20 protein-coding genes are annotated in these 21,407 nt (G+C 50.3%); 15 read left to right on the top strand and 5 right to left on the bottom strand.

Going from position 1 to position 21,407, the window contains the following annotated elements; translation table 11 throughout:
- The first annotated feature begins 65 nt into the window (after window positions 1-65).
- The 7 genes from BLW29_RS25995 to BLW29_RS25965 all read left to right on the top strand — a co-directional run bounded on the left by BLW29_RS25995 (window position 66) and on the right by BLW29_RS25965 (window position 6,965).
- The gene (locus tag BLW29_RS25995; RefSeq protein WP_090985136.1) at window positions 66-1,682 is read left to right on the top strand and encodes an ABC transporter substrate-binding protein; all 1,617 of its coding nucleotides are present in this window, start codon (window positions 66-68) and stop codon (window positions 1,680-1,682) included.
- Between the two features lie 164 nt (window positions 1,683-1,846).
- On the top strand, window positions 1,847-2,371 hold the full coding sequence (locus BLW29_RS25990; RefSeq protein ID WP_090985134.1) for a sigma-70 family RNA polymerase sigma factor: 525 nt from the start codon (window positions 1,847-1,849) through the stop codon (window positions 2,369-2,371).
- Entirely contained in the window at window positions 2,368-3,489 is a 1,122-nt protein-coding gene (locus BLW29_RS25985; protein WP_090985132.1) for a hypothetical protein, read from the top strand. Before BLW29_RS25990 ends, BLW29_RS25985 begins: the two co-directional genes overlap by 4 nt.
- On the top strand, window positions 3,486-4,466 hold the full coding sequence (locus BLW29_RS25980) for an ABC transporter ATP-binding protein (protein ID WP_256208912.1): 981 nt from the start codon (window positions 3,486-3,488) through the stop codon (window positions 4,464-4,466). Before BLW29_RS25985 ends, BLW29_RS25980 begins: the two co-directional genes overlap by 4 nt.
- Window positions 4,463-5,296, top strand: a complete 834-nt coding sequence (locus BLW29_RS25975) for an ABC transporter permease (RefSeq protein ID WP_090985130.1) — start codon at window positions 4,463-4,465, stop codon at window positions 5,294-5,296. Before BLW29_RS25980 ends, BLW29_RS25975 begins: the two co-directional genes overlap by 4 nt.
- 24 nt (window positions 5,297-5,320) lie before the next feature.
- Entirely contained in the window at window positions 5,321-6,247 is a 927-nt protein-coding gene (locus BLW29_RS25970; RefSeq protein WP_090985128.1) for an ABC transporter ATP-binding protein, read from the top strand.
- The gene (locus tag BLW29_RS25965; protein WP_090985126.1) at window positions 6,240-6,965 is read left to right on the top strand and encodes an ABC transporter permease; all 726 of its coding nucleotides are present in this window, start codon (window positions 6,240-6,242) and stop codon (window positions 6,963-6,965) included. Before BLW29_RS25970 ends, BLW29_RS25965 begins: the two co-directional genes overlap by 8 nt.
- Before the next feature lie 58 nt (window positions 6,966-7,023).
- On the opposite strand, the gene BLW29_RS25960 is transcribed toward BLW29_RS25965, so the two are convergent.
- Window positions 7,024-7,914, bottom strand: coding sequence for an AraC family transcriptional regulator (locus BLW29_RS25960; protein WP_090985124.1), 891 nt, complete (start codon window positions 7,912-7,914; stop codon window positions 7,024-7,026).
- 149 nt (window positions 7,915-8,063) lie between these two features.
- On the opposite strand from BLW29_RS25960, the gene BLW29_RS25955 reads away from it, so the two are divergent.
- The 5 genes from BLW29_RS25955 to BLW29_RS25935 all read left to right on the top strand — a co-directional run bounded on the left by BLW29_RS25955 (window position 8,064) and on the right by BLW29_RS25935 (window position 14,683).
- Window positions 8,064-9,632 (top strand): HEAT repeat domain-containing protein, encoded by a 1,569-nt coding sequence (locus BLW29_RS25955; protein ID WP_090985122.1) that lies wholly within the window; start codon window positions 8,064-8,066, stop codon window positions 9,630-9,632.
- A 20-nt stretch (window positions 9,633-9,652) separates the two neighbouring features.
- Window positions 9,653-10,750, top strand: coding sequence for a mandelate racemase/muconate lactonizing enzyme family protein (locus tag BLW29_RS25950; RefSeq protein WP_090985120.1), 1,098 nt, complete (start codon window positions 9,653-9,655; stop codon window positions 10,748-10,750).
- A 174-nt stretch (window positions 10,751-10,924) separates the two neighbouring features.
- Window positions 10,925-12,106 (top strand): SulP family inorganic anion transporter, encoded by a 1,182-nt coding sequence (locus BLW29_RS25945; RefSeq protein ID WP_256208909.1) that lies wholly within the window; start codon window positions 10,925-10,927, stop codon window positions 12,104-12,106.
- 52 nt (window positions 12,107-12,158) lie between these two features.
- On the top strand, window positions 12,159-13,058 hold the full coding sequence (locus tag BLW29_RS25940) for an AraC family transcriptional regulator (protein WP_090985118.1): 900 nt from the start codon (window positions 12,159-12,161) through the stop codon (window positions 13,056-13,058).
- Window positions 13,059-13,174: 116 nt separating this feature from the next.
- Window positions 13,175-14,683, top strand: a complete 1,509-nt coding sequence (locus tag BLW29_RS25935) for an alpha-glucosidase/alpha-galactosidase (protein ID WP_090985116.1) — start codon at window positions 13,175-13,177, stop codon at window positions 14,681-14,683.
- A gap of 72 nt (window positions 14,684-14,755) precedes the next feature.
- Here BLW29_RS25935 and BLW29_RS25930 read toward each other — a convergent pair whose 3' ends face one another.
- The 4 genes from BLW29_RS25930 to BLW29_RS25915 form a co-directional block, all read right to left on the bottom strand.
- Window positions 14,756-15,532 carry a pirin family protein gene (locus BLW29_RS25930; RefSeq protein WP_090985300.1) on the bottom strand — a complete coding sequence of 259 codons (777 nt, stop codon included), beginning with the start codon at window positions 15,530-15,532 and terminating at the stop codon, window positions 14,756-14,758.
- 42 nt (window positions 15,533-15,574) lie between these two features.
- A complete protein-coding gene (locus BLW29_RS25925; protein WP_090985114.1) occupies window positions 15,575-15,967 on the bottom strand; it encodes a DoxX family protein in 393 nt (130 codons plus the stop codon).
- Between the two features lie 82 nt (window positions 15,968-16,049).
- Window positions 16,050-16,493: a MarR family winged helix-turn-helix transcriptional regulator gene (locus tag BLW29_RS25920; protein ID WP_090985112.1), complete on the bottom strand. Its 444-nt coding sequence runs from the start codon at window positions 16,491-16,493 to the stop codon at window positions 16,050-16,052.
- A gap of 238 nt (window positions 16,494-16,731) precedes the next feature.
- A complete protein-coding gene (locus BLW29_RS25915) occupies window positions 16,732-17,472 on the bottom strand; it encodes a hypothetical protein (protein WP_090985111.1) in 741 nt (246 codons plus the stop codon).
- A gap of 350 nt (window positions 17,473-17,822) precedes the next feature.
- Between BLW29_RS25915 and coxB the strand changes: the two genes are divergently transcribed.
- The 3 genes from coxB to BLW29_RS25900 all read left to right on the top strand — a co-directional run bounded on the left by coxB (window position 17,823) and on the right by BLW29_RS25900 (window position 21,405).
- On the top strand, window positions 17,823-18,866 hold the full coding sequence (gene coxB / locus BLW29_RS25910; protein WP_090985109.1) for a cytochrome c oxidase subunit II: 1,044 nt from the start codon (window positions 17,823-17,825) through the stop codon (window positions 18,864-18,866).
- Between the two features lie 68 nt (window positions 18,867-18,934).
- Complete coding sequence (ctaD, locus tag BLW29_RS25905; protein WP_177186833.1) at window positions 18,935-20,788, top strand: cytochrome c oxidase subunit I; 1,854 nt, start codon at window positions 18,935-18,937, stop codon at window positions 20,786-20,788.
- Window positions 20,785-21,405, top strand: coding sequence for a cytochrome (ubi)quinol oxidase subunit III (locus tag BLW29_RS25900; RefSeq protein WP_090985104.1), 621 nt, complete (start codon window positions 20,785-20,787; stop codon window positions 21,403-21,405). Before ctaD ends, BLW29_RS25900 begins: the two co-directional genes overlap by 4 nt.
- Window positions 21,406-21,407 lie beyond the last annotated feature (2 nt).

Below are 21,407 nucleotides of genomic sequence, written 5' to 3'. Positions count from 1 at the left end.
GTAAGCGCTTCCATAACTTAAGGGCGGAACAAAGCGATTTATCTAAAATAGGGAGGCTACAAAGAATGGGAAACTTGAAGCGGGTATCCACTATCGTACTTATGCTCATCCTAGTTTTCAGTATCGCGGCTTGCGGAAGCAACAACAACAAGAACACTGGTAACACAAACGACACTTCCAGCAACACATCAGGTGATTCCTCCAGCAATACGGGCAATGACAGTGCAGATGTAGGCAAAATCGACACAAGTGAATTTGAAACCATTTCGTATGTCGTGCTAGGCGATAAACCAAAGAACGGCCAGCTCGAAGCGGTTATGGAGAAAGTAAACGCAATTATGAAGGAAAAAATCAACGCGAAGCTCGAGTTCAAATGGGTAGAGTGGGCAGACTGGCAAACGAAGTACAACTTGCTGCTTGCTTCCGGCGAACCGATTGACTTGATCACAATCGGTACGGACTGGCTCGATACATGGGGCAATGCACAGCGTGGTGCTTTCCTGCCGCTGAACGATTTGCTGGAGCAATATGCACCACAAACTTTTGCTGAAATTCCGCAAGAGGATTGGGAGCAAAGTAAATTCAAGGATGATATCGTTCTGATTCCGGAGAATCATTACACGCAATGGGTTAACCACGGCGTTTACTACCGCGGCGACTGGGCGAAAGAATTCGGCATTACTGAGCCGATTAAAGATTTCGAAGGACTTGGCAAGTACTTCCAAGGCGTGAAAGACAAGAAAGAAGGCGTAGTTCCTTATGATGTAAACGGCGGCACAAGCACGTTCTATAACGGCTTTGCTACTACTTACACCGACAACATTGAGCTGCCGATTTCCACTGGTTATGCGAACGTATACTATGCCAAATCCTACGACGATCGCTACACCGTTGACAGCCCGATCTTCAACGACGATTTCATTAAATTTGCTGGCTTGATGAAGGAATGGGCTGACAAAGGCTTCTGGCGTGAAGATGTACTGAACTATAAAGGAGATACGCGTGCTGCGCTTAAAGCAGGTCTCTCCGGCGCAGATTCCCACCATACGCAAACGTACAAAGGGCTTCGCGTTGAAATGGATAAACAACAACCGGGCTCCGAGCTGCAAATGTTCTCCTACTCCGATACTCGCGGTAACCTGATCTCCATGCCGATTACGCACGGCGGTACTTCGGTAGGCGCACACAGCAAACATCCGGAACGCGCTCTGATGGCTTATGAGCTGATCCGTCAAGACAAAGAAGTGTACCAACTGATCAACTACGGACTTGAAGGCGTACAATATGAAATCAAAGACGGCAAGCGTTTCCGTCCAGCTGCTTACGATGAAGCAAAAGACGGCTTCTACACAGACTTCTGGGGCGGCCGCGTCGACAAATTCGAGATTCCTTCCGACACGGACTGGAGCGGCATTGGCGATGTTTATGCGAAATACGACCAAATCAAGAAGCCATTCCCTTACGGCAAATTCGTATTCGACAAAGCAAGCGTAGATCCTGAGATGACTGCCATCTCCCAAGTAATCGGCGAGCAACTGCCAGCGATTCTGTTCGGTAAAGCAGGCGACCCGGCTGCTGCAGTTAACGCACTTCGCGACAAGCTGAAAGCTGCCGGCTATGACAAAGTAAAAGACGAAATCCAAAAACAATTGGATGCGTACAAAACATTAGTTGAAGGTTAATGCATGATGAGAATCAGCCGGCAGAGTTCGCTCTGCTCGGCTGATTTTTTTTGCGTTGTTGGTGTGTGGTGACAACGCGCGCGGAGATCGTCGTTAGCTTTTTTTTACCGGTGTGCTATATTTGGGCTAAATGCGTCGTCTTAACAGATGAAGGAGGCGAATACATGGTAAACCAGAATAGGCCGGAACGGTTTCAAGCGTTGTTCCGGGAACATTATCCCGCCGTGCTGCGCAAAATTATTGCTCTCATCGGAGATCGCGCAGCAGCGGAGGATTTGACCCAAGAGGTATTCCTGCGGCTTTACCGAAATCCACCGGAAGAGCTAGATCGCACAGGAGCATGGCTGCACCGGGTATTGACCCGTATCGTATATGATCATTACCGCAAGTCCGGCAGACAACAGAATCTGACGGAGAAACAGATGAACGAAGCATTAACGGAAGAACAGGTCCATCCTTCTAATGATGCAGCTGTCATTCAGAATTGGGAACGAGATGTCGTCCGGAATGTACTGAATAAATTATCCGAGCGGGACCGTCAGGCACTGCTGCTCAAAGAAAAAGGCTATACGCATGCTGAGATTGCGGAGGCATTGCAGGTGAACCCCAAGATTGTCGGGACCCTGCTCATGCGGGCGGCGAGTCGGTTTAAGAAGAATATGAATGCCGAGGAGGTTATGGAGCAATGAAACATAAACGACTAGATCATGCAGATACACATGAACCCAGCATCAGCGATGCAGATGTGGAGCATGCGCTTGACCGATTGTTTGAGGCGGTGAAGGACGAAGAGGTACCAGTTGCCTGGATGGAGGATGCTGAGCCCGACCGAGCCAAGCAGCATTCGAACGAGCAGCCTTTGACTGATGAATGGACTGCGAGAGAAGAGCCGCCAGCGCCAATTCAAATTGCACCTATTAATGAAGGAACACGATTGAAGAAACCTCGCAGGCTGAAGAAACGGTGGCTGTCCGGCGCGACGGCAGCTGTACTTGCAGGCATGCTGTTGTTTACGTCTTGGGGGCAAGACGTAATGGCGTCCATGCTGGGGACGTTCCGCGTGCAGCACTTTGAGACCATTGAAATCAGCCAATCCGATATCAACGGTTTCCGCGATGCACTGCAAGCGGGAACGGCCGGGATCCAACAGCTGGATCTCAATCGGTACGGCGATATCAAGCAAGAAGGCGGAGGTACGGCCCGCGATGTCGATGCTGCCGAGGCCGCGACTCTAGCCGGAGCACAGAAGCTTAAGCAGCTTCCGGGCGATGGGAAGAGCATCATCACCTACATGCCGGAGCAGCAGATTACCTTTAACCTGCATCCGAAGGAAATTAACAAAATGATCGCGCTGCTCGGAGGCGAAACGACATTCCCGTCTTCCGTCGAGGACTCGCCGATCGTCATCCGCATGCCGAACACGTTTAGGATGAATCAGGCAGCCGAGGATGGGAGTACGGCTAAGCAGCTGTTACAGATGCCGGCTCCGTCCATTGAAGTATCCGATGACGTCGATGTGGAGCAAATTCGGCAGGCTGTCCTTGATTTGCCGATCATCCCCGATGAAATGAGAGCGAAGCTTGCGGGTATTGGCGATTGGCGCCATACGCTTCCGGTTCCATCGACATCGACGGACAATGTCCGCACATTGAAGGTGGACGGCAATGACGCCATTCTGGCCATGACGGGCGATGGAAGATCGCTGATTTGGCTGCAGAATGAGTGGGTGTACCAGCTTAGCGGCTCCACTAAGGCTTATCCAACGGAAGAGGCCCTTATTAATGAAGCCAGAGGAATTATGAAATGATGATTCTGCAAACGAATGGGCTGTCTAAGACCTATGCGTCCGGAACGGGCTGCACCGATATTTCCCTGGAAATAGAGAAGGGGAAAATCTTCGGTCTGCTCGGACCGAACGGCGCAGGCAAGAGTACCTTTGTGAAGATGGTCGTCGGTTTGCTGCGTCCGGATTCCGGCAGCGGTACACTCTTCGGCAAACCGATTGGACACCCTGAATCACGAATCAAGCTCGGCTATTTGCCGGAGCTGTTTCGCTTCCAGGAATGGCTGACAGGCGCGGAAGTGCTCCGTTATCATGCAGGATTATGCGGAATGACGCGATCTCAGACGAAATCAGCCGACTTCACGGCGCGTATTGAGGAAGTCTTCCGCATTAGCGGGTTGAACGAACGAGGCTGGAACCGTGTCCGTCATTATTCGAAAGGCATGCAGCAGCGACTCGGAATCGCCTGCGCGCTGCTGATGGACCCGGAGTTTATTATTTTGGATGAACCGTCTTCGGCACTGGATCCGATCGGCCGTTATGAAGTTCGCATGCTGCTAGAAAGGCTTCGTTCGGAGGGAAAGACGGTTTTCCTGAACACCCATTTGCTCGAGGATGTGGAAGCGGTTTGCGATGATGTCGCATTCCTCCACCTAGGCAAACTTCGTGCAGTGGGGCCGATGCGAGAGCTGCTGCGGAGCGGCACGAGCTGGGAGGTTACGACTTCGGGCTGGCTGCCGGAGCTGCAGGAATCGCTTGCGAGTCAGCTGCTGCCGGGAATGTCCTTTACGATTGCAAAGCAGGATGGAGATGGCGGTGCTATGCTTCATGTGTCCGCCAAGGGGCGGGAGCAGATCGGTTATTTGAACCGGCTGCTGATCGAAGAAGGAGTTACGGTCTACGAGGTACGACCGGTTCAAGGCAGGCTCGAGGAATGGTTTCTGGCCATGTCCGGTGAACAGGGCAACAGCGGTGCAGGTAAAGGCGGTGTACGTTCATGATGTGGATTGCGTTTGCCGGCAAAGAATTGTTCCGCAAGAAAATCATATGGGTCAGCGTTGTACTGACCGTGCTGTTTATCGGATTGTTCTGTTATGGATTATCCCGAACCCCTGTTGATCCTAGTCAGCTTCAGGTGGCTGCGTTAATGAACGGCGTGATGCTGCTTTCACTTGGACTGCTCTTCGCGCAAATGATTATTGCTTTTCTGGTTTTGTTCACGACGATGGGAGCGATCTCCGGTGAAGTGGAGAATGGACTGATGCTGGCCGTATTAGCCCGCCCAATCCCGCGATGGAAAGTGTATCTGGGGAAATATGCAGGTATCGCATGCTGGCTCATCGGGTATAGCGTCGTGTTGTTCTTCGCGATTCTGCTGCCGATTCACTTCTGGCTGGACTTCCCGCTGTATCCGCTCGTCATCCTGAAGTCGCTGCTGCTATTCATCTGGGCGCCGCTGCTGCTGCTTGCCCTTACGATGTTTGGCTCGATCTACTTGCCCATGCTCGGCAACGGCGTCGCTTGTGCCATGCTGTATGGCATAAGTCTATTCAGCGGTTTCTTGGAAAATCTCCCGTTCGCCAGCGAGAAGATCTCACAATTCGCGTTGGTCTTCTCCATGTTGCTGCCATCCAATATGATGCTGAAGCGGGTGACGTATGAGCTCCTCAATGGACTCGATTTGCCGGTCACGACCGATATGGTGAACACGATGGGTCCGTTATCCGCCATCAATGTTCCTAGTATGGCATTTATTCTGTATACGGTCTTCTATCTGCTTGTGCTGCTCGTTGCCGGATGCTTCGGGTTCCGCCGCAGAGATATTGCTTAAATCATCGAAGGAGCGTTACTAACCATGAATCAACCAATTCTGCAGGTCCGCGGACTCTGCAAACATTATAAAGGCGTTAAAGCCGTGAATGGCATTGACATGACGTTAATGCCCGGCGATATCTACGGCTTCCTCGGACAGAACGGAGCCGGCAAGACGACAGCGATTCGGATGATGATGGGACTCATCCAGCCGACGGCGGGATCTGTTGAACTGCTTGGAGAGCGGATCGGCAAGGGCCGTAATTCCGTGCTGCGGAAAGTGGGCTCCGTAATTGAATATCCCGGTTTTTATCCGAATCTAACGGCTATCCAGAATCTCGATATTCATCGCAAAATGATGGGTGTTCGCGGAAAAGATGCTATGGAGGATGCACTCCATACGACAGGCTTATGGGAGGCCAGAAACCGTAGAGCGGCTCAATTCTCTCTCGGCATGAAACAGCGTCTGGGCATTGCCAGAGCCATTCTTCACAGTCCGGAGATGCTCATTCTTGATGAACCTACTAATGGCCTTGATCCAATGGGAATCAAGGAAATTCGACTGTTGATCCAGGAGCTTGCGCAGAAACGGAAAATTACGATTCTCGTTTCCAGTCATATTCTAAGTGAAGTGGAGCAGTTGGCGACGAAAGTCGGCATCATCCATCGCGGCGTCATGTTGGAGGAATCGACTATGGATGCGCTTAAGGAGCGTAATCGTCACTATATCAGTCTGCAAGTGGATCAACAGGAGAAATCAAGGGAGCTGTTGGTTTCAGAGATGGGCATTCGCGATTGTCGACTGGATGAGAACGGCTGGCTGCGTATCTATGATGATGGACTGATTCCGGGCGAGATGAACCGGTTGCTCGTGAAGGAAGGCATTCTTGTGAATAGTCTTTCCGCTATGAAAGATTCGCTTGAAGACTACTTTGTGCGCCTTGTGGAAGGAGGTGCGGTCCGTGCTTAATCTGATTGCCTGTGAATGGCTCAAGTGGCGTAATTCCCGCATGCTTTGGCTGGTTTTGCTTGGAGCGCTGCTTCCGGGGGCACTCGGATTCTTCATACAGCTGAACAATTCGGGAGCCTTTGAATGGAAGGGATTGTTCGAGAATAACTTGTTCATATTAACGATGCTGATGTGTCCGTCCTTATTTGCTTTATTAGGCGGTTATCTATTTGCAAGGGAATTCCAAGAGCGTACCGTTAATAATCTACTGACGGGGCCGCATTCCCGTAACCAAGTGCTGATCGCTAAGTTTATCATCGCTGTTCCGGTACTGTTCTCGGTTATCCTGCTATCGTTCTTGCTTACCTTCGGTACAGGCTTCTTGTTTACAAGCGAAATGCCGACCTTATCCGTCATGACCACGATAATCGGGAAATACGGTTTGCTCTTTATCTTGGAGTACGCTTTGCTGCCGATTGCTGCTGCAGTAGCCCTATTGTGGCGCAGTTATATTCCGGCGATGGGCCTTGGCGTGTTTGCCGTCGTTTCGGAGCTCACCATTATGCAGTCCAGATTCATTATGTATTATCCGTGGAGTGTGCCGCTTAATCTGGTTACCAATATGTCGCCGGCACATAACACGACTTCAATCGGTGTAACGACGATGCTGATCGCCTTTGTCGTTCCGCTTCTCTTTATCGGGTTATATTTCCGTAGAGCTGACGTACACAGCGGATAGTTCCTGTTCCAAATGACCCTTAAGCCTGGCAGTGCATGCACTGCCAGGCTATTTTTATTTAAAGCGGCATTCTGCTCGAGGCTTCAGCTTCACGGTAGGTCTGAGGAGACATGCCGACATATTTGCTGAACATTCTGGAGAAGTAGTGAACGGAATTGAACTGGTATTTGTCCGCGATCTGCATCACGCTCAAATTGGAAGAGAGCAGATCTTCCCTCGCTCTGTTGATGCGAAATTGATTGATGTATTGAACTGGTGATAATCCCGTTGTTTTCTTGAACAGCTCGAAGAAATAACCTCGGCTTACACCAAGCTGCTCCGAATAGTGCTCCAATTCGATAGCATTGCCATTCATTAGATCCGCCTCCATGCGTTCGAGCAGCTTGCTAATCCTCGGATCTGGGATATGCCTCTCTTGCAGCGAGTAGGTTAAGAAGTGATTGATGAATACGGCAAAATGGCTCTGCGCAGCCATGCTCCGCAGGAAGGTTCGCTCTGTCGTATGCTCGCTCGAAATAAAGCTTCTCTGCAGCAGGTCCGTCCAGTTGAGCATGGATGCAGCGCTGATTGTGGATATTTCGGGCAGCGGGTAAGGGAACGCTTCTCCTACCAGCTCGGTTCGCAATTGAGCATAGTCATAGCAAAGCGGAGCGGCGTGATTATTAAACACTTCGGTTCTGTCTACATAATACCAATCGAAATAGCAGCACACATGAACGAGCGGGTCCGTTGCGTCCGCAATCCAATCGTGAGGTTGCCCGGCTTCCATATAGACCATCATGCCCGGCAGTGCCTCGTATTGCTGGCCGCGCAAGCCGAAGATGCCTTTCCCTTCCGTCACCATATAGATGGAGCTCGAATAGACATAACGGTTTAAGCTGGACTGTCCGCGATAGAAGGCGTATTTGGTCGCGTAATAGACATAGGGATGGAACTTGCTGAAATCCATGGCCGAAGGGACCTCCTTTATTGTGAGTAGGTAGATTTGGCCAAAAACAACCTGACTATTGTGCAACTGGATGACTGTAAGCTAAATACAATATTCACCTTCTCGTATACATTAAATATAACACAATAACTTACGAATGAAGGGGCTGCATGACAGTGCTTGATGAAATGAATTTGCTAAGCGACGAGCAGATGATCTCGTTTATTACCAATGGATTCGTGGTTTTACACAATGAATTGCCGTCGGTGCTGCATCAGAATGTAATGAAACAAATTGACTACGTGCTGCAAAATGAAGGTAATCCGGGCAATAATATTTTGCCGCGCGTGCCTGATATCCAGCGATTCTTTGATACGCCAACTGTAAGAGGCGCACTGACAAGCGTCCTCGGACCTGACTATTATATGCATCCGCACCGTCATATGCACTACAATCAGCCGGGGAATCAAGCACCGGGCGGCGGTCAGTGGCATAAGGATGGCTACTGGTCCTCGATGCGGAGCCATCGGCCTTGGTGGGTCATGATGTTCTACTATACCCAGGACATTACGGAAGCAATGGGACCGACCGCTATTATGCCCGGCTCCCAATACAACGAGAAACTCCCGAATGAAGAAGTCGTATTGCCTACCGGCAAAGCAGGGACGATCGCATTAGTTCATTTTGATATCTGGCATAAAGCATCGCTGAACACCTCGAATCTCGACCGGTACATGTTGAAATTCCAATTCGTTCGTTTGCGGGAGCCGAAGTCGCCAAGCTGGAATCATACGAATAGCACGCCGGCGTTTCCGGTTGAAGCACCTGCAGCACATCTTAATTTATGGCATGACGTATGGAACTGGCTCAGAGGAGAGAAAAACTTTACGCCTGTCATCGCAGGTAACGAAGAAGAGGTGCCGGCATTAATTGAGGAGCTAGTGAGCGAAGATGCAGTCAGTCGCGGACGCGCTGCAGACAAGCTCGGCTTGATGGGCGAGGCGGCGGCTACCGCAGCTCCGAGGCTGGCCGCATTAGTCCGAGATTCTGCCGAAGATGCGGCATTAAATGCGGTATATGCGCTGGGTCACATGGGATCGGCCGGGATGCAAGAGCTGCTAAGCGTCCTTAAGGATGGGTCCAAATTAACTGCGCAGCGTGCAGCCTATGGACTTCAAGCCGCAGGAGGTGCAGCAGTGCCGAGTCTGATCGGCGTACTTCAGCATGCAGAGGAGGAGAACAGCAGAGCGCTTGCCGCTTTCGTACTCGGTATGCTCGGAGAAGAAGCTTCATCCGCAGTGCCGGCTTTAATAGCCGCAATTGCGGATTCCAGTGAATGGGTGAGACGTAACGCCGTAGAAGCTCTCGGGATGATTGACGGAGCGGCTGAAATGACGGTACCGGCATTGGTTCGTGTCATGGAGGAAGCTGTCCTGCAGGAGCAATCAGAGAACGAGGCGGCTGGCAGTACAAGCTTCTATGTACACAATCAAGAATATATCACGAACAAAATCGGTTATACGGCAGCGCTGTCCTTACTTCGCATCGGCAAGTCCGGCGATCCTGATCTCGTGGTGTCCGGTCTGCAATCCGGGTTACGCAGCGCAGACCGCTATACACGAGCCTATGCATTCGAGGCGTTGACTGCCATTCGAACAGATAAAGCGATCGATGTCCTCATTTCCCACTATCGCACGGCACGTTGGTGCCCGGATACGCACAAAGTAAGTACATTTTAAGAGCAGCGGAGGAGAAACCAGTGAAAATTGTTAGCGCGCAAAGCTTTATCCTGCATGTACCGATCACACCGCCTATTACGGATGCCATCAACGTGGCAACTCATTGGGGCGTAACGGGCATCAAAATACAAACGGATGAAGGCATAACGGGGTATGGCTATACCGGCACGACTGCGAAGGGCGACGAGATGATTGCGGATACGATCGACCGTTACTATGCTCCCGTATTGATCGGCAAGGATCCGACGATGATCAAACAGATCTGGGATGAGCTGCGTTTTGGACCGATGCACTGGATTGGACGGGCAGGCATTACCCATATGGCGCTCGCAGCCGTGGATATCGCGCTCTGGGATATCGTATCCAAGGCGGCTAATCTGCCGCTTTGGAAGTATCTAGGCGGACATAAGCCGGAGAAAATCAAAGCCTACAATACGAACGGCGGTTGGCTCAACTGGAGCAAGGAACGACTGCTTTCGGATATTGCCGGCATTGTGGATCAAGGGTTCACGGCTGTGAAGATGAAGGTCGGCAAGCCGGATCCGCGCGAGGACTTTGATCGCGTGCAAGCGGTACGCAAAGCCATCGGCGACGATATCGGCTTGATGATCGATGTGAATCAGCAGTGGAATATTACGACGGCTATGACATGGGGCAAGAAGCTAGAGCAGTTTGATCTGATGTGGCTGGAAGAGCCGCTCAACCCGGACGATGTGGCCGGTCACCGCAAATTGGCGGATGAATTGAATGTGCCGATAGCGCTCGGCGAACATGTCTACAATAAATATGCGTTCCGCGACTACATTCACCAAGGCGCCGTTGAATACGTTCAGGTCGATGTGACACGTGTGGCAGGCATTACGGAATGGCTGCAGGTTGCCGGCCTTGCGGCATCTTACGATTTGCCGATTTGCCCGCATGTCGGGGATATGGGCCAGATTCATCAGCATTTGGTCGCTTCCACTTCGAATGCGATTATGCTGGAGTACATCCCGTGGATTCGTCATATTTTCGAGGAGCCTGCTACTGTAGTTGACGGTTTCTATACGCTTCCGCAGCAGCCCGGCGCTTCAACGACGATACTTCCTCGCTATTTTGACGAATACCGAATTCGTTAATTGACCAGATCAAGCTCGCAAACCGTGCCTTTCTTCGAGGGGGGCGGCTTGTGGGCTTTTTTGGATTGTAAACTTACAAAAAGAACGTTGACCATCCGTGGAATCGGGGGTTATGCTAACCGATAGAATACCGGAATTTCGGCATCTATATCTATTGTTAGAGGTGAACGGTTCGTGAATGGAACTTGGCGTGATCAATGGACATCGGATGTCAGACTAAATGTGCTTGCCGGCATGACGGCAACGCTTGCTTTAATACCGGACTCCTTGGCGTTTTCGTTTATGGCTGGGGTGCCGCCTCAAGTGGGGATTTACGCGACCATTTGTATTTTGCTCGTCATTACGTTCTTAGGCGGGAGGCCCGGGATGATTTCGGCGGCAGCCGGCTCTATGGCGGTGCTGATGCTGACACTGGTGAAGGAGCACGGGATTGCTTATTTGTTCGCAGCGACCGTGTTAACCGGCATTATCCAATATTTGATGGGCGTCTTCAAACTCGGCAAAGTGATGCGTTTCGTACCGCAGCCGGTCTTAACGGGCTTCGTGAATGCGCTCGCGATCCTGATATTCCTGTCGCAGCTGCGTTATCTCGTGGATGCATCCTTCATGATGTACGTGCTGATCGCGGCAGCGCTGCTTATCATTTATATCCTTCCGCGTTATTTCAAGGCTGTGCCGTCGCCGCTTGTTGCCGTGGCCTTGCTGACGATACTGGTATGGCTGCTGGGAATTAGCGACGTCACTCGCATTGGGGATATTGCTGCCATCGATGCTTCGCTGCCATCCTTCCTGCTGCCCGATATTCCGTTTACGTGGGAAACGTTCTTCATTATATTGCCGTACTCCCTGTCTCTGGCCGTTGTCGGTTTCACCGAAACGATGCTGACGCAGAACCTGCTCGATGAGATGACAGGCGACAAGACCGACAAGAACCGAGAAATGCGAGGTCAAGGGATCGCGAATTTCATCGCGGGATTCTTCGGCGGGATGGCAGGCTGCGCGCTTGTTGCGGAGTCTGTCCTTAATGTGAAGATGGGCGGACGGAATCGACTGTCAACGCTCGTTGCGGCGTTATTCCTGTTACTGCTCGTTGTCGTGCTTGGCGAGCTGCTCGCTCTTATTCCGATGGCCGCGCTTATTGGTATTATGCTGATGGTATGCATTGCGATTTTTGACTGGAAATCGGTGTTTAAAATGCGTGCAGTCCCCGCCAGCGAAACGATTGTTATGGTAGTTACCGTGGCTGCGGTTGTAGTTACTCATGATCTTGCGATCGGTGTTATCGTCGGCGTCATTCTCAGTTTCTTGATTGTCCTGCTGCAGAAGTCACTGGGGCGTGGTTCGCTTGAAGGGTAATCTTCAGCTGTAAGTCTACTACTTAAACGGTGAAATGGAGGCGGGTGCTTGCATGCGATCTTACAGCTTATACGATCCTTACTGGAGAGAAGGCGGGGATTACCGCCCCAATATCGTCGCTTACTATTATAAGCAGTGGCTCGATTATGATATGGACTTCCATGCTCATGACGCGATTGAATTTATGTATGTGATTTCCGGTACGTGTACGGTGGAGACCACAAGCGATGTGTTCCAGATGCGCAAAGGAGATCTAATCTTACTGGATGCTCGCGTATCGCATAAGCTGATCGTGCCGAAAGAAAGTCCGTGCCGGATGCTCAATGTGGAGTTTAACTTTACGGAATGCGATGGCATATATCCGTCTATGATGCAGCTTGTACAAGGGCATGAAGCGTTGGCCCAGCTATTGGACCGCAAGGTTAGCACGATCGTGCTGCGGGATCCCAATGAAGTTCATCATACGCTCAAGAGTATCGTCATGGAAATGGATACCGGCGGAGCGCAGCGCCGCAGCATGACCCATTTGCTGCTTGCGCAGCTGCTCGTTCGTGTTGCCCGGCTCGCGGCAGACGAAGCGAAGGATGTTGCCCATGGACAGCATCACCGCTATGTGCGGAAGGCGACAGAATATATCCATCAGCATTATGATTGCGATATTCAGGCGAAGGACGTTGCTGCTGCAGTAAGCCTGCATCCGGTGTATTTGCAGCGGATTTTCAAAGCGAACATGAATGTGACGATTACGGAATATCTAGCCGAGCTGCGCGTGGAGAAAGCCAAGATGCTGCTCGCTCGGTCCGATGTCCCGATTATCGATATCGCCGATTATATCGGCTTGAACAGCCGGCAATACTTCAGCATGCTGTTTAAGAAAGTGACCGGAATGTCTCCGGCGGCTTACCGAAAGTCCATCGAAACGATGCAAGGCTTCGATAAGCAGTTGCAATAGTTGACATGCTTGGGGCAATCCGGTTGGATTTGTGGAAACGCATTCTTGATGCTCCTGCTAGAATGAGGGTAATGAACGTGTATCCAACAATTCCATTATCCTCAGGAGGGTTTAGCATGTCTTTCAAAGTTACTTTTATCGGAGCGGGCAGTATCGGATTTACGAGGGGATTGCTGCGTGATTTGCTTGCGGTACCTGAATTTCGCGACATCGAGCTTGCGTTTACGGACATTAATGCGCACAATCTGGACATGGTTACTCAGCTATGCCAACGTGACATTATCGAGAATGGGCTTCATATCCAAATTAAATCGACGACCGATCGTCGTGAAGCGTTAAAGGATGCCAAATACGTACTTACCGTCGTTCGCATCGGCGGCTTGGAAGCCTTCCAGCATGATGTCGACATCCCGCTCAAATATGGCGTAGACCAATGCGTTGGCGATACGCTCTGTGCAGGCGGAATCATGTACGGGCAGCGGGGCATCGCCGCAATGCTGGACATCTGCAAGGATATCCGCGAGGTTGCATCACCGGATGTCTTGCTGCTGAACTATGCGAATCCGATGGCCATGCTGACTTGGGCTTGCAATAAATACGGCGGGGTGCGTACGATCGGACTGTGTCACGGCGTTCAAGGCGGTCATCATCAAATCGCGACGGCACTTGGGCTTACTAAGAAAGAAGTCGATATTATTTGCGCAGGCATCAATCATCAGACTTGGTATGTATCGGTTAAACATGATGGTGTTGATAAGACAGGCGAGCTGCTTGAGGCATTCGAGAACCATCCGGAGTTCCAGAAGACAGAGAAGGTGCGTATCGATATGCTGCGCAGATTCGGCTATTACTCGACGGAATCCAATGGTCATCTCAGCGAGTATCTGCCTTGGTACCGCAAACGCGCGGATGAGATTCAGGATTGGATCGATATGGGCGTGTGGATCAATGGGGAAACCGGAGGCTACTTGCGCGTATGTACGGAAGGACGTAATTGGTTCGAGACCGATTTCCCGAACTGGATGAAAGGCGATCCATACGTATACAGTCCGGAGAAACGCTCGGAGGAGCACGGTTCCTACATTATTGAAGGGCTTGAAACAGGCCGGTTGTACCGCGGGCACTTCAACGTTGTGAACAATGGCGTAATCGCGAACTTGCCGGGTGATGCCATTATCGAGGCGCCGGGTTATGTCGATGCGAATGGCATCAATATGCCGGTCGTCGGCGAGCTGCCTCTTGGCTGCGCTGCCGTGTGCAACGTGAGCATTTCCGTTCAACGTCTCGCAGTGGAAGCGGCTGTTCATGGCGATGATAAGCTGCTCCGTCAAGCGATGATGATGGATCCGCTTGTAGGTGCAGTATGCAATCCGAAGGAAATTTGGCAAATGGTCGACGAGATGCTTGTCGCGCAGGAGAAATGGCTGCCGCAATACAGCGCTTCTATTGAACAAGCGAAGGAGCGGCTTGCTGCAGGCAATCTCATTCCGACTCGCCAAGACTATAAAGGTGCGGCCCGTCTCAAAACCAAATCAATCGAAGAGATGCTGGAGGATCGCGAAGCGGCAACCCGTAACGCGGGTGAAGCGGACAAAGCGGAGGAACGTCCGGCGGCAGCACACTAAATAGAAGAAATAGGGGATCAGAGTGCCAACCAATGCGGCACTTCGATCCCCATTTGCTATATACAATAATCATTAACGTTTCGGATAAAGAGGGTAATCTACGTTGGTCGGCACATCAATCAGAATGAGACGCAGCGGTGTGCTGCCGGTTGCCGTGATGACGGCTTCTTGCGTTTCGGCTGCTCGGGCTAAGATGAAATCTTTATGTTTGAAAGCAGTATCCTTCGCTTCTTCTGATGAATAAGTCCATGAGCCTTCTCCGCGAATGGCCAGAGCAGTCAATGTCCGTCCGCCTGCGATCGGATGTGTATATTGCGCGCCAGGTGCAAGTTCAACATCCCACATCCGCGCATCTGCCGTGATGGAAATTGGCGAGCCTTCCCCCATGACCGTTTTCTTGGTATAACCAGCACCTTCAATTAGTGGGAAATGCTCATGCTCATACTGGTTGTAAGTCGGCTGCTGTTTAAGTGCTTCCTGGATAGAGGGCTCGAACCAGATTTGGAAGCCTTCCATGTCCGGTCCGACAAAACGTTCTTCATGACTGACGCCTGAGCCCGTTTGCATCAGCTGCACGCCGCCGGGACCAACCGTGCTCTTGGTGCCGAGCGTATCGCCATGTTCCGCCTGACCTGCAACAACATAGGTCATGATTTCGAAGGCTTGGTGAGGATGAAGCGGAATATAGCCATCTTGCTTGGCATGTGCCCATGCCCAGTAGAACAAGGTGCTCACACGTTTCACGACAGAACCTTCACCGGAGAAGCCGATTGGCTTCTGTTCCGTGATTTTGCCGCCATCAAATGCACCTGTTGCTTGAAGAGAAGGTCCGTATACGAGTGTTTGTATCATACAAATTACCTCCAATGAGTGAATGTATAATTAATTCGATCAACCGCCGATTGCGTACTCGCCTGCGCCGATAAGGGTAACTCCGATTGCGATTGCAATGAGAACAATGTTGTATTCCATGCCATTGCCTGTAATCCAGAAGCCGTTTCGGCGATGGACCGCAATGATTGCGCCAAGCATCGTAAGTACAAGAAGTACGGCGGATACCGGCAGCCATAAGCCGAGGGCGAAGAGCAAACCGCCGACAAGCTCAGCAAGACCCGCAGCCAGTGCGATCAGAATGCCGGGTTTCAATCCGATGGAATCCATCCAGCCTCCGGTCGACTTCAGGCCATAGCCGCCGAACCAGCCGAACAGCTTCTGCACGCCATGCCCGACAAACGTCAAACCAACAACCAACCGAATAAGCAGCAAGCCAAGTGCAACACTCATGAATGATTTTCCTCCATACAATAAAAATATTAAGTTTCTTAAAATTAAGATATCCATTCCGTCAAATCGAAAGGAAGAAGGGCTACGAAAAGCTGTTTTGTGCTGCGATACCGAGTTTCTTTAATAGAAGAATGGCTTGCTTCTGTTCTTCGGACGATAAACCACTCACTGCCGCGGAGATCACTTCACGGTGACTCGGAAAGACATCATCAAGAAATTGTATGCCTTGCTTCGTAATTTCAGCATAGATCACGCGACGATCAGTCGGGCAGGCTTTGCGATGCGCCAATCCTTTGGCCACAAGTTTGTCGATGACATAAGTAATGTTTCCGCTCGTCATCAGAATTTTCTCGCCAATTTGCTGCAGCGGCTGCTCACCCTTATGATACAGGAGCTCGAGTACGCCAAACTCCGTCGGGTTGAGGCTGTGCTTGCGGATATCTTGATGAACATGAGCGCTGACCCACTGATGAGCTCGGGACAATGTAATGAAGAGATGCAATTCCTGATCGGTCTCGTTAGACATGATATTCACCTCGAATGCGGCAAGTTTTGTCTTAATATTTGATATCTTAATTTAAAGATAATTGTTTTTCGGTAATTTGTCAAGTCTGCGTCATCCTCGATTTGAGCACACTTATACCATGTAATAAATACAAGGTTGAATTTTCCCTTCATTATATAGATGTCATTTACAACTCGCAAAAGAGGACTGAAACGCATACTGCGCATCAGTCCGGCTAATCGTATGAACACAATCGTTATTAAGGGTTCATGTGAGCGCGAGCTCGAAGCTGACTATCGATCGGTTGCGGAACTTCGTTCCCGCCAACGAATTGATGTTTAACGAGTTTATTAAATGAAGACAGCCACGGCGTGAGGGAATGTCCAGCCCAAGCCTCCTGTGCGTATTGTACCATGTGGTTGTTGAACTCTTTGTTCGCCGAGATATGAACCTCCTGTACAGCCGGAGCCAGCTTGCGGACATGAATGGCGATCGTCTGCTTCAATTCACCGGAGATTTCATTGTGGTCATTGATGGTGAGAGCAGAGTTGTAAGGTGTTGCGACTCGCTGGTTGTTCCAATAAGGGCTGCCGTTGTCGACATTATAGACGCCTTCCGTTGTACCGCCGTTATTTTGCTCTTTGGGACCGCCTGTTTTGCGCGTGCCAGTAGCAGTCCAGTCTGTTGTAATGGCGACATAAGCATTCTTATCGGTAAGCATGACGATTGCACCGGCGACACCGTTCACATTAGACACATCATTCGAAATGAGGGAGCTGTATTCAAACCAGTCGTTGTCGTGCTGACCCGGCAATCCGCTCATTGTGCCATACATCCGGCTGCCGAGCATCTTCGGATCGCCTTTCTTCTTAGAGCCGTAGTCGAACGTGCTGTTCTGAACATGGCGCTCGTAGTTACAGCCGCTTAAGGCCATGACGGTTACCATTGCACCGGCGGCAATCAAAATGAGAAACAAACGATAAGCTGCTCGCTTTTTCATTAAGGGTAGCTCCTTTCATTAACCTAGCTTTAGGATGGGCTAGAGGGAAACAAATATGCATGCTATTTCGATACATAAAGAACCATGGTTTTTGCACACAATGTAGGATAGACATGGTGGTTCGAAACGGTAAAATGGCAAGCGGAAAAACCGTGAAAATCGGCGATTTTACTGGTATGAGAACAATTTGTGAACACGCCTGGGAACATTGACAAATAACACCTTCAACTTTATATTTAATAAAGTGATTAGATTGAAGAAGTTGTCTAAACATCTAGGATTTCACGCAGCACAGCCGCTTTTTGCGCCATCTACGGCAGCTGCGAAAACGTAAAAAGTGGGGTTGATTGATGATGAATCGGTGGCACGTTCTAAAACGGCTAATGCCGCTTCTTGCCGGAATGGTGTTGCTGCTGTCAGCTTGCGGACGAGCTGACTTGTCGACGCTTAGACCGCAAGGGCCGGTTGCCGAAGAACAGTACGGACTAATGAAATTAACGATCTGGGTTATGATCGGGGTCGTTCTAGTCGTTTTCGCTATTGCAGTTTATGTTATTATTCGCTTTCGCCGCCGTCCAGGCGACAAATCGATCCCTGTTCAAGTGGAAGGGAATCACAAGCTGGAGATTATTTGGACAGTCATTCCGATTATCCTGCTGATCATCCTCGGCGTTCCGACCGTTAAGTCCGTATTCGGGCTCGCGAAGGACTATACGAAGGATCCGGCTGCAATACAAGTTAAAGTTACGGCTCACCAATACTGGTGGGAGTTCGAATATCCGAACCTTGGCGTGAAGACTGCACAAGAGCTGCTCATTCCAAACGATGCGGTTATCTCGATCGAAGCGAAAACAGCAGACGTGCTTCACTCCTTCTGGATTCCATCGCTAGCTGGTAAAACAGATACGAATCCGGGCGGCAACGTGAACATTATGTACTTCAAAGCACCGAAGACAGGTGTGTACTTAGGTAAATGTGCCGAGCTCTGCGGACCTTCTCACTCCTTGATGGATTTCAAAGTGAAGGTTGTAGACCGCGCTTCATTCGAACGCTGGGTAGCTGCTATGAAGAATCCGGTTGCGCTGCCTGAGAATCAGGAAATCGCGGAACTGCTTAATAAACAGTGCTTGTCTTGCCACGCAATCGGCGGCAACGGCGGACAAATTTATCCGAATCTGACGGGTATCGGAAGCAAACAATCGGTAGCAGGTATTCTGGTTAATACGGACCAAGCGCAATACGCTAACGAAGGTACGGTTGAAGAGAACCTGAAGAGATGGATTGCAGATCCACAAAAAGTAAAACCAGGCACATTGATGCCTAAGGTTGACCTCACCAAAGAGCAAGTCGATGCCATCGCGAAATACCTGGCAGGCTTGAAGCTAGAATATTAATTACTTACGGAATGAAGGAGGTACCTACTTTGGCTCACGGACATGCGGTTAAACGGTATAGTGGCCTGATGGATTGGCTGACGACCGTTGACCATAAAAAAATCGGCATTCTATATCTGATATCAGGCGGATTCTTCTTCCTGGTTGGCGGATTGGAAGCACTCCTGATTCGGATTCAGCTATGGAAGCCGTTGAATGATTTCGTAGCGGCGCATACGTTCAACGAATTGCTGACGATGCACGGTACAACAATGATCTTCCTTGCGGCGATGCCGATCATATTCGCCTTAATGAATGCGATCGTACCGTTGCAAATCGGAGCGCGGGACGTTGCGTTCCCGTTCGTTAACGCAATCGGCTTCTGGACATTCTTCGCAGGCGGCGTTCTACTGAACGTCAGCTGGTTTGCCGGCGGCGCGCCGGATGCGGGATGGACAGCATACGCACCACTTTCGACATCGACTTATAGTACAACGCACGGTCTCGATTATTATGTTATCGGTCTTCAAATCGCCGGTATCGGAACGTTGGTTGGCGGTATTAACTTCTTGGCAACTATTATCAACATGCGTGCACCGGGAATGAGCTTCATGCGTATGCCAATGTTTACATGGTCTGCGTTCATTACTTCGGCGCTTATCTTGTTCGCTTTCCCTGCACTGACAGTCGGTTTGGTAGCGATGATGTTTGACCGCGTATTCAGCGGTAACTTCTTCGAACCGACTAACGGCGGTAATGCTGTACTCTGGGAGCATATCTTCTGGATCTTCGGACATCCTGAGGTTTACATCTTGATCCTGCCTGCTTTCGGGGTTATCTCCGAAGTCATCAGCGTATTCTCGCGTAAACGGTTGTTCGGTTACAGCTCCATGGTATTTGCAACTGTTTTGATCGGTTTCTTGGGCTTCATGGTTTGGGCGCATCATATGTTCACGACGGGTCTTGGACCGGTTGCGAACGCATTGTTCTCCATTGCAACCATGTTGATCGCAGTTCCGACAGGTATCAAAATCTTCAACTGGTTGTTCACGATGTGGGGCGGTTCGATCCGTTTCACAACGGCAAATCTGTTCGCAGTAGGTTTCGTTCCGACATTCGTAATGGGTGGCGTAACGGGCGTTATGCTTGCAGCAGCACCAGCTGACTTCCAATATCACGATTCGTACTTCGTAGTTGCCCATTTCCACTACGTTATCGTTGGTGGTTTGATCATGGGTCTGTTCGCAGGTTTGTACTACTGGTGGCCTAAGATGTTCGGTCGCATGCTTAACGAGACACTCGGCAAAATCATGTTCTGGACGTTCTTTATCGGCTTCCACCTTACATTCTTCGTGCAGCATTTCCTTGGTTTGATGGGTATGCCGCGTCGTGTATGGACTTACCTAGACGGCCTCGGCTTCAACAACTTGAACTTGATCAGTACAATTGGCGCAATGCTAATGGGCGTCGGTACGATTCTCTTCTTGCTTAACATTGTTATCACATCCATGAAACCACGCAATGCAAGCAATGATCCGTGGGAAGACGGCCGTACGCTGGAATGGACGATTCCTTCTCCGGCACCGGAGTTCAACTTTGCACAAACTCCGCTTGTTCGCGGATACGATGCTTACTGGAAAGAGAAAATGGAAGGCAAAACAGAAATGGTGCCGGCTGAACCGCTTGGTCCGATTCACATGCCTTCACCATCCATTCTTCCTTTCTTCATGTCGATTGGCTTGTTCATCGCAGGTCTTGGATTCATGTACGCGAAGGGCGATTACGGTACAGGCGCTTGGGCGTATATTCTAAATCATCACATTGTCGCGATATTCGGAATGCTGATTACACTTGCGTGCATGTTCTTGCGTTCGGTGTATGACGATCACGGTTTCCATATCGAAGTGGATGAGATTCAAGGGAATAAGGGGGTTAAAGCATGAGCGGACATACACACGTAGACGGCAAACTCCCTCATGAGCCGGAAAAGGCAACCCTTGAGGGACGTAATAAAGTTCTTGGTTTCTGGCTGTTCCTTGGCGGTGAAACGGTATTGTTCGGTACGTTGTTCTCGGCGTACCTGGCACTCCGCCACCAAGTAGGCGACGGCAACCCAACTCCGATGGAGTTGTTCGATCTTAAAACCGTTGCAATCGCAACGTTCATCTTGTTAACATCCTCCTTGACTAGCGTGTTCGCGATTCAATCGATGCACACGAATAAAGTAAAGTCGATGATATGGTGGCTTGTTATCACCGTTCTCTTCGGTCTTGCGTTCTTGGGCCTAGAGATTTATGAGTTCACGCATTACGTTCACGAAGGACATAAGTTCTCAACGAGCGCATTCAGTACATCGTTCTATACGCTAGTCGGCTTCCACGGTGCTCACGTATTGTTCGGGGTTCTCTGGATTTCGATTCTGATCGCGCAGATCTTCAAAAAAGGTCTAAATGTCGTAACTGCTCCTAAGATATATGTTGCCGGCATGTATTGGCACTTTATCGACGTCGTGTGGGTATTCATCTTCACCGTCGTGTACTTGATGGGAAAGGTGGGCTAACG

Source organism: Paenibacillus sp. CF384, from assembly GCF_900106745.1.
Classification (GTDB): domain Bacteria; phylum Bacillota; class Bacilli; order Paenibacillales; family Paenibacillaceae; genus Paenibacillus_Z.
The sequence above is the reverse complement of the archived record's forward strand: the minus strand, read 5'-3'. Positions and strand labels throughout refer to the sequence as shown.

Coding starts and splice junctions, on each gene's coding strand:
- BLW29_RS25900 (WP_090985104.1), top strand. CDS start 20,785: ATGAGCGGACATACACACGTAGACGGCAAACTCCCTCATGAGCCGGAA.
- BLW29_RS25975 (WP_090985130.1), top strand. CDS start 4,463: ATGATGTGGATTGCGTTTGCCGGCAAAGAATTGTTCCGCAAGAAAATC.
- BLW29_RS25925 (WP_090985114.1), bottom strand. CDS start 15,967: ATGAGTGTTGCACTTGGCTTGCTGCTTATTCGGTTGGTTGTTGGTTTG.
- BLW29_RS25955 (WP_090985122.1), top strand. CDS start 8,064: ATGACAGTGCTTGATGAAATGAATTTGCTAAGCGACGAGCAGATGATC.
- ctaD (WP_177186833.1), top strand. CDS start 18,935: ATGGATTGGCTGACGACCGTTGACCATAAAAAAATCGGCATTCTATAT.
- BLW29_RS25915 (WP_090985111.1), bottom strand. CDS start 17,472: ATGAAAAAGCGAGCAGCTTATCGTTTGTTTCTCATTTTGATTGCCGCC.
- BLW29_RS25960 (WP_090985124.1), bottom strand. CDS start 7,914: ATGGATTTCAGCAAGTTCCATCCCTATGTCTATTACGCGACCAAATAC.
- BLW29_RS25920 (WP_090985112.1), bottom strand. CDS start 16,493: ATGTCTAACGAGACCGATCAGGAATTGCATCTCTTCATTACATTGTCC.
- coxB (WP_090985109.1), top strand. CDS start 17,823: ATGATGAATCGGTGGCACGTTCTAAAACGGCTAATGCCGCTTCTTGCC.
- BLW29_RS25935 (WP_090985116.1), top strand. CDS start 13,175: ATGTCTTTCAAAGTTACTTTTATCGGAGCGGGCAGTATCGGATTTACG.
- BLW29_RS25995 (WP_090985136.1), top strand. CDS start 66: ATGGGAAACTTGAAGCGGGTATCCACTATCGTACTTATGCTCATCCTA.
- BLW29_RS25985 (WP_090985132.1), top strand. CDS start 2,368: ATGAAACATAAACGACTAGATCATGCAGATACACATGAACCCAGCATC.
- BLW29_RS25970 (WP_090985128.1), top strand. CDS start 5,321: ATGAATCAACCAATTCTGCAGGTCCGCGGACTCTGCAAACATTATAAA.
- BLW29_RS25940 (WP_090985118.1), top strand. CDS start 12,159: ATGCGATCTTACAGCTTATACGATCCTTACTGGAGAGAAGGCGGGGAT.
- BLW29_RS25980 (WP_256208912.1), top strand. CDS start 3,486: ATGATGATTCTGCAAACGAATGGGCTGTCTAAGACCTATGCGTCCGGA.
- BLW29_RS25990 (WP_090985134.1), top strand. CDS start 1,847: ATGGTAAACCAGAATAGGCCGGAACGGTTTCAAGCGTTGTTCCGGGAA.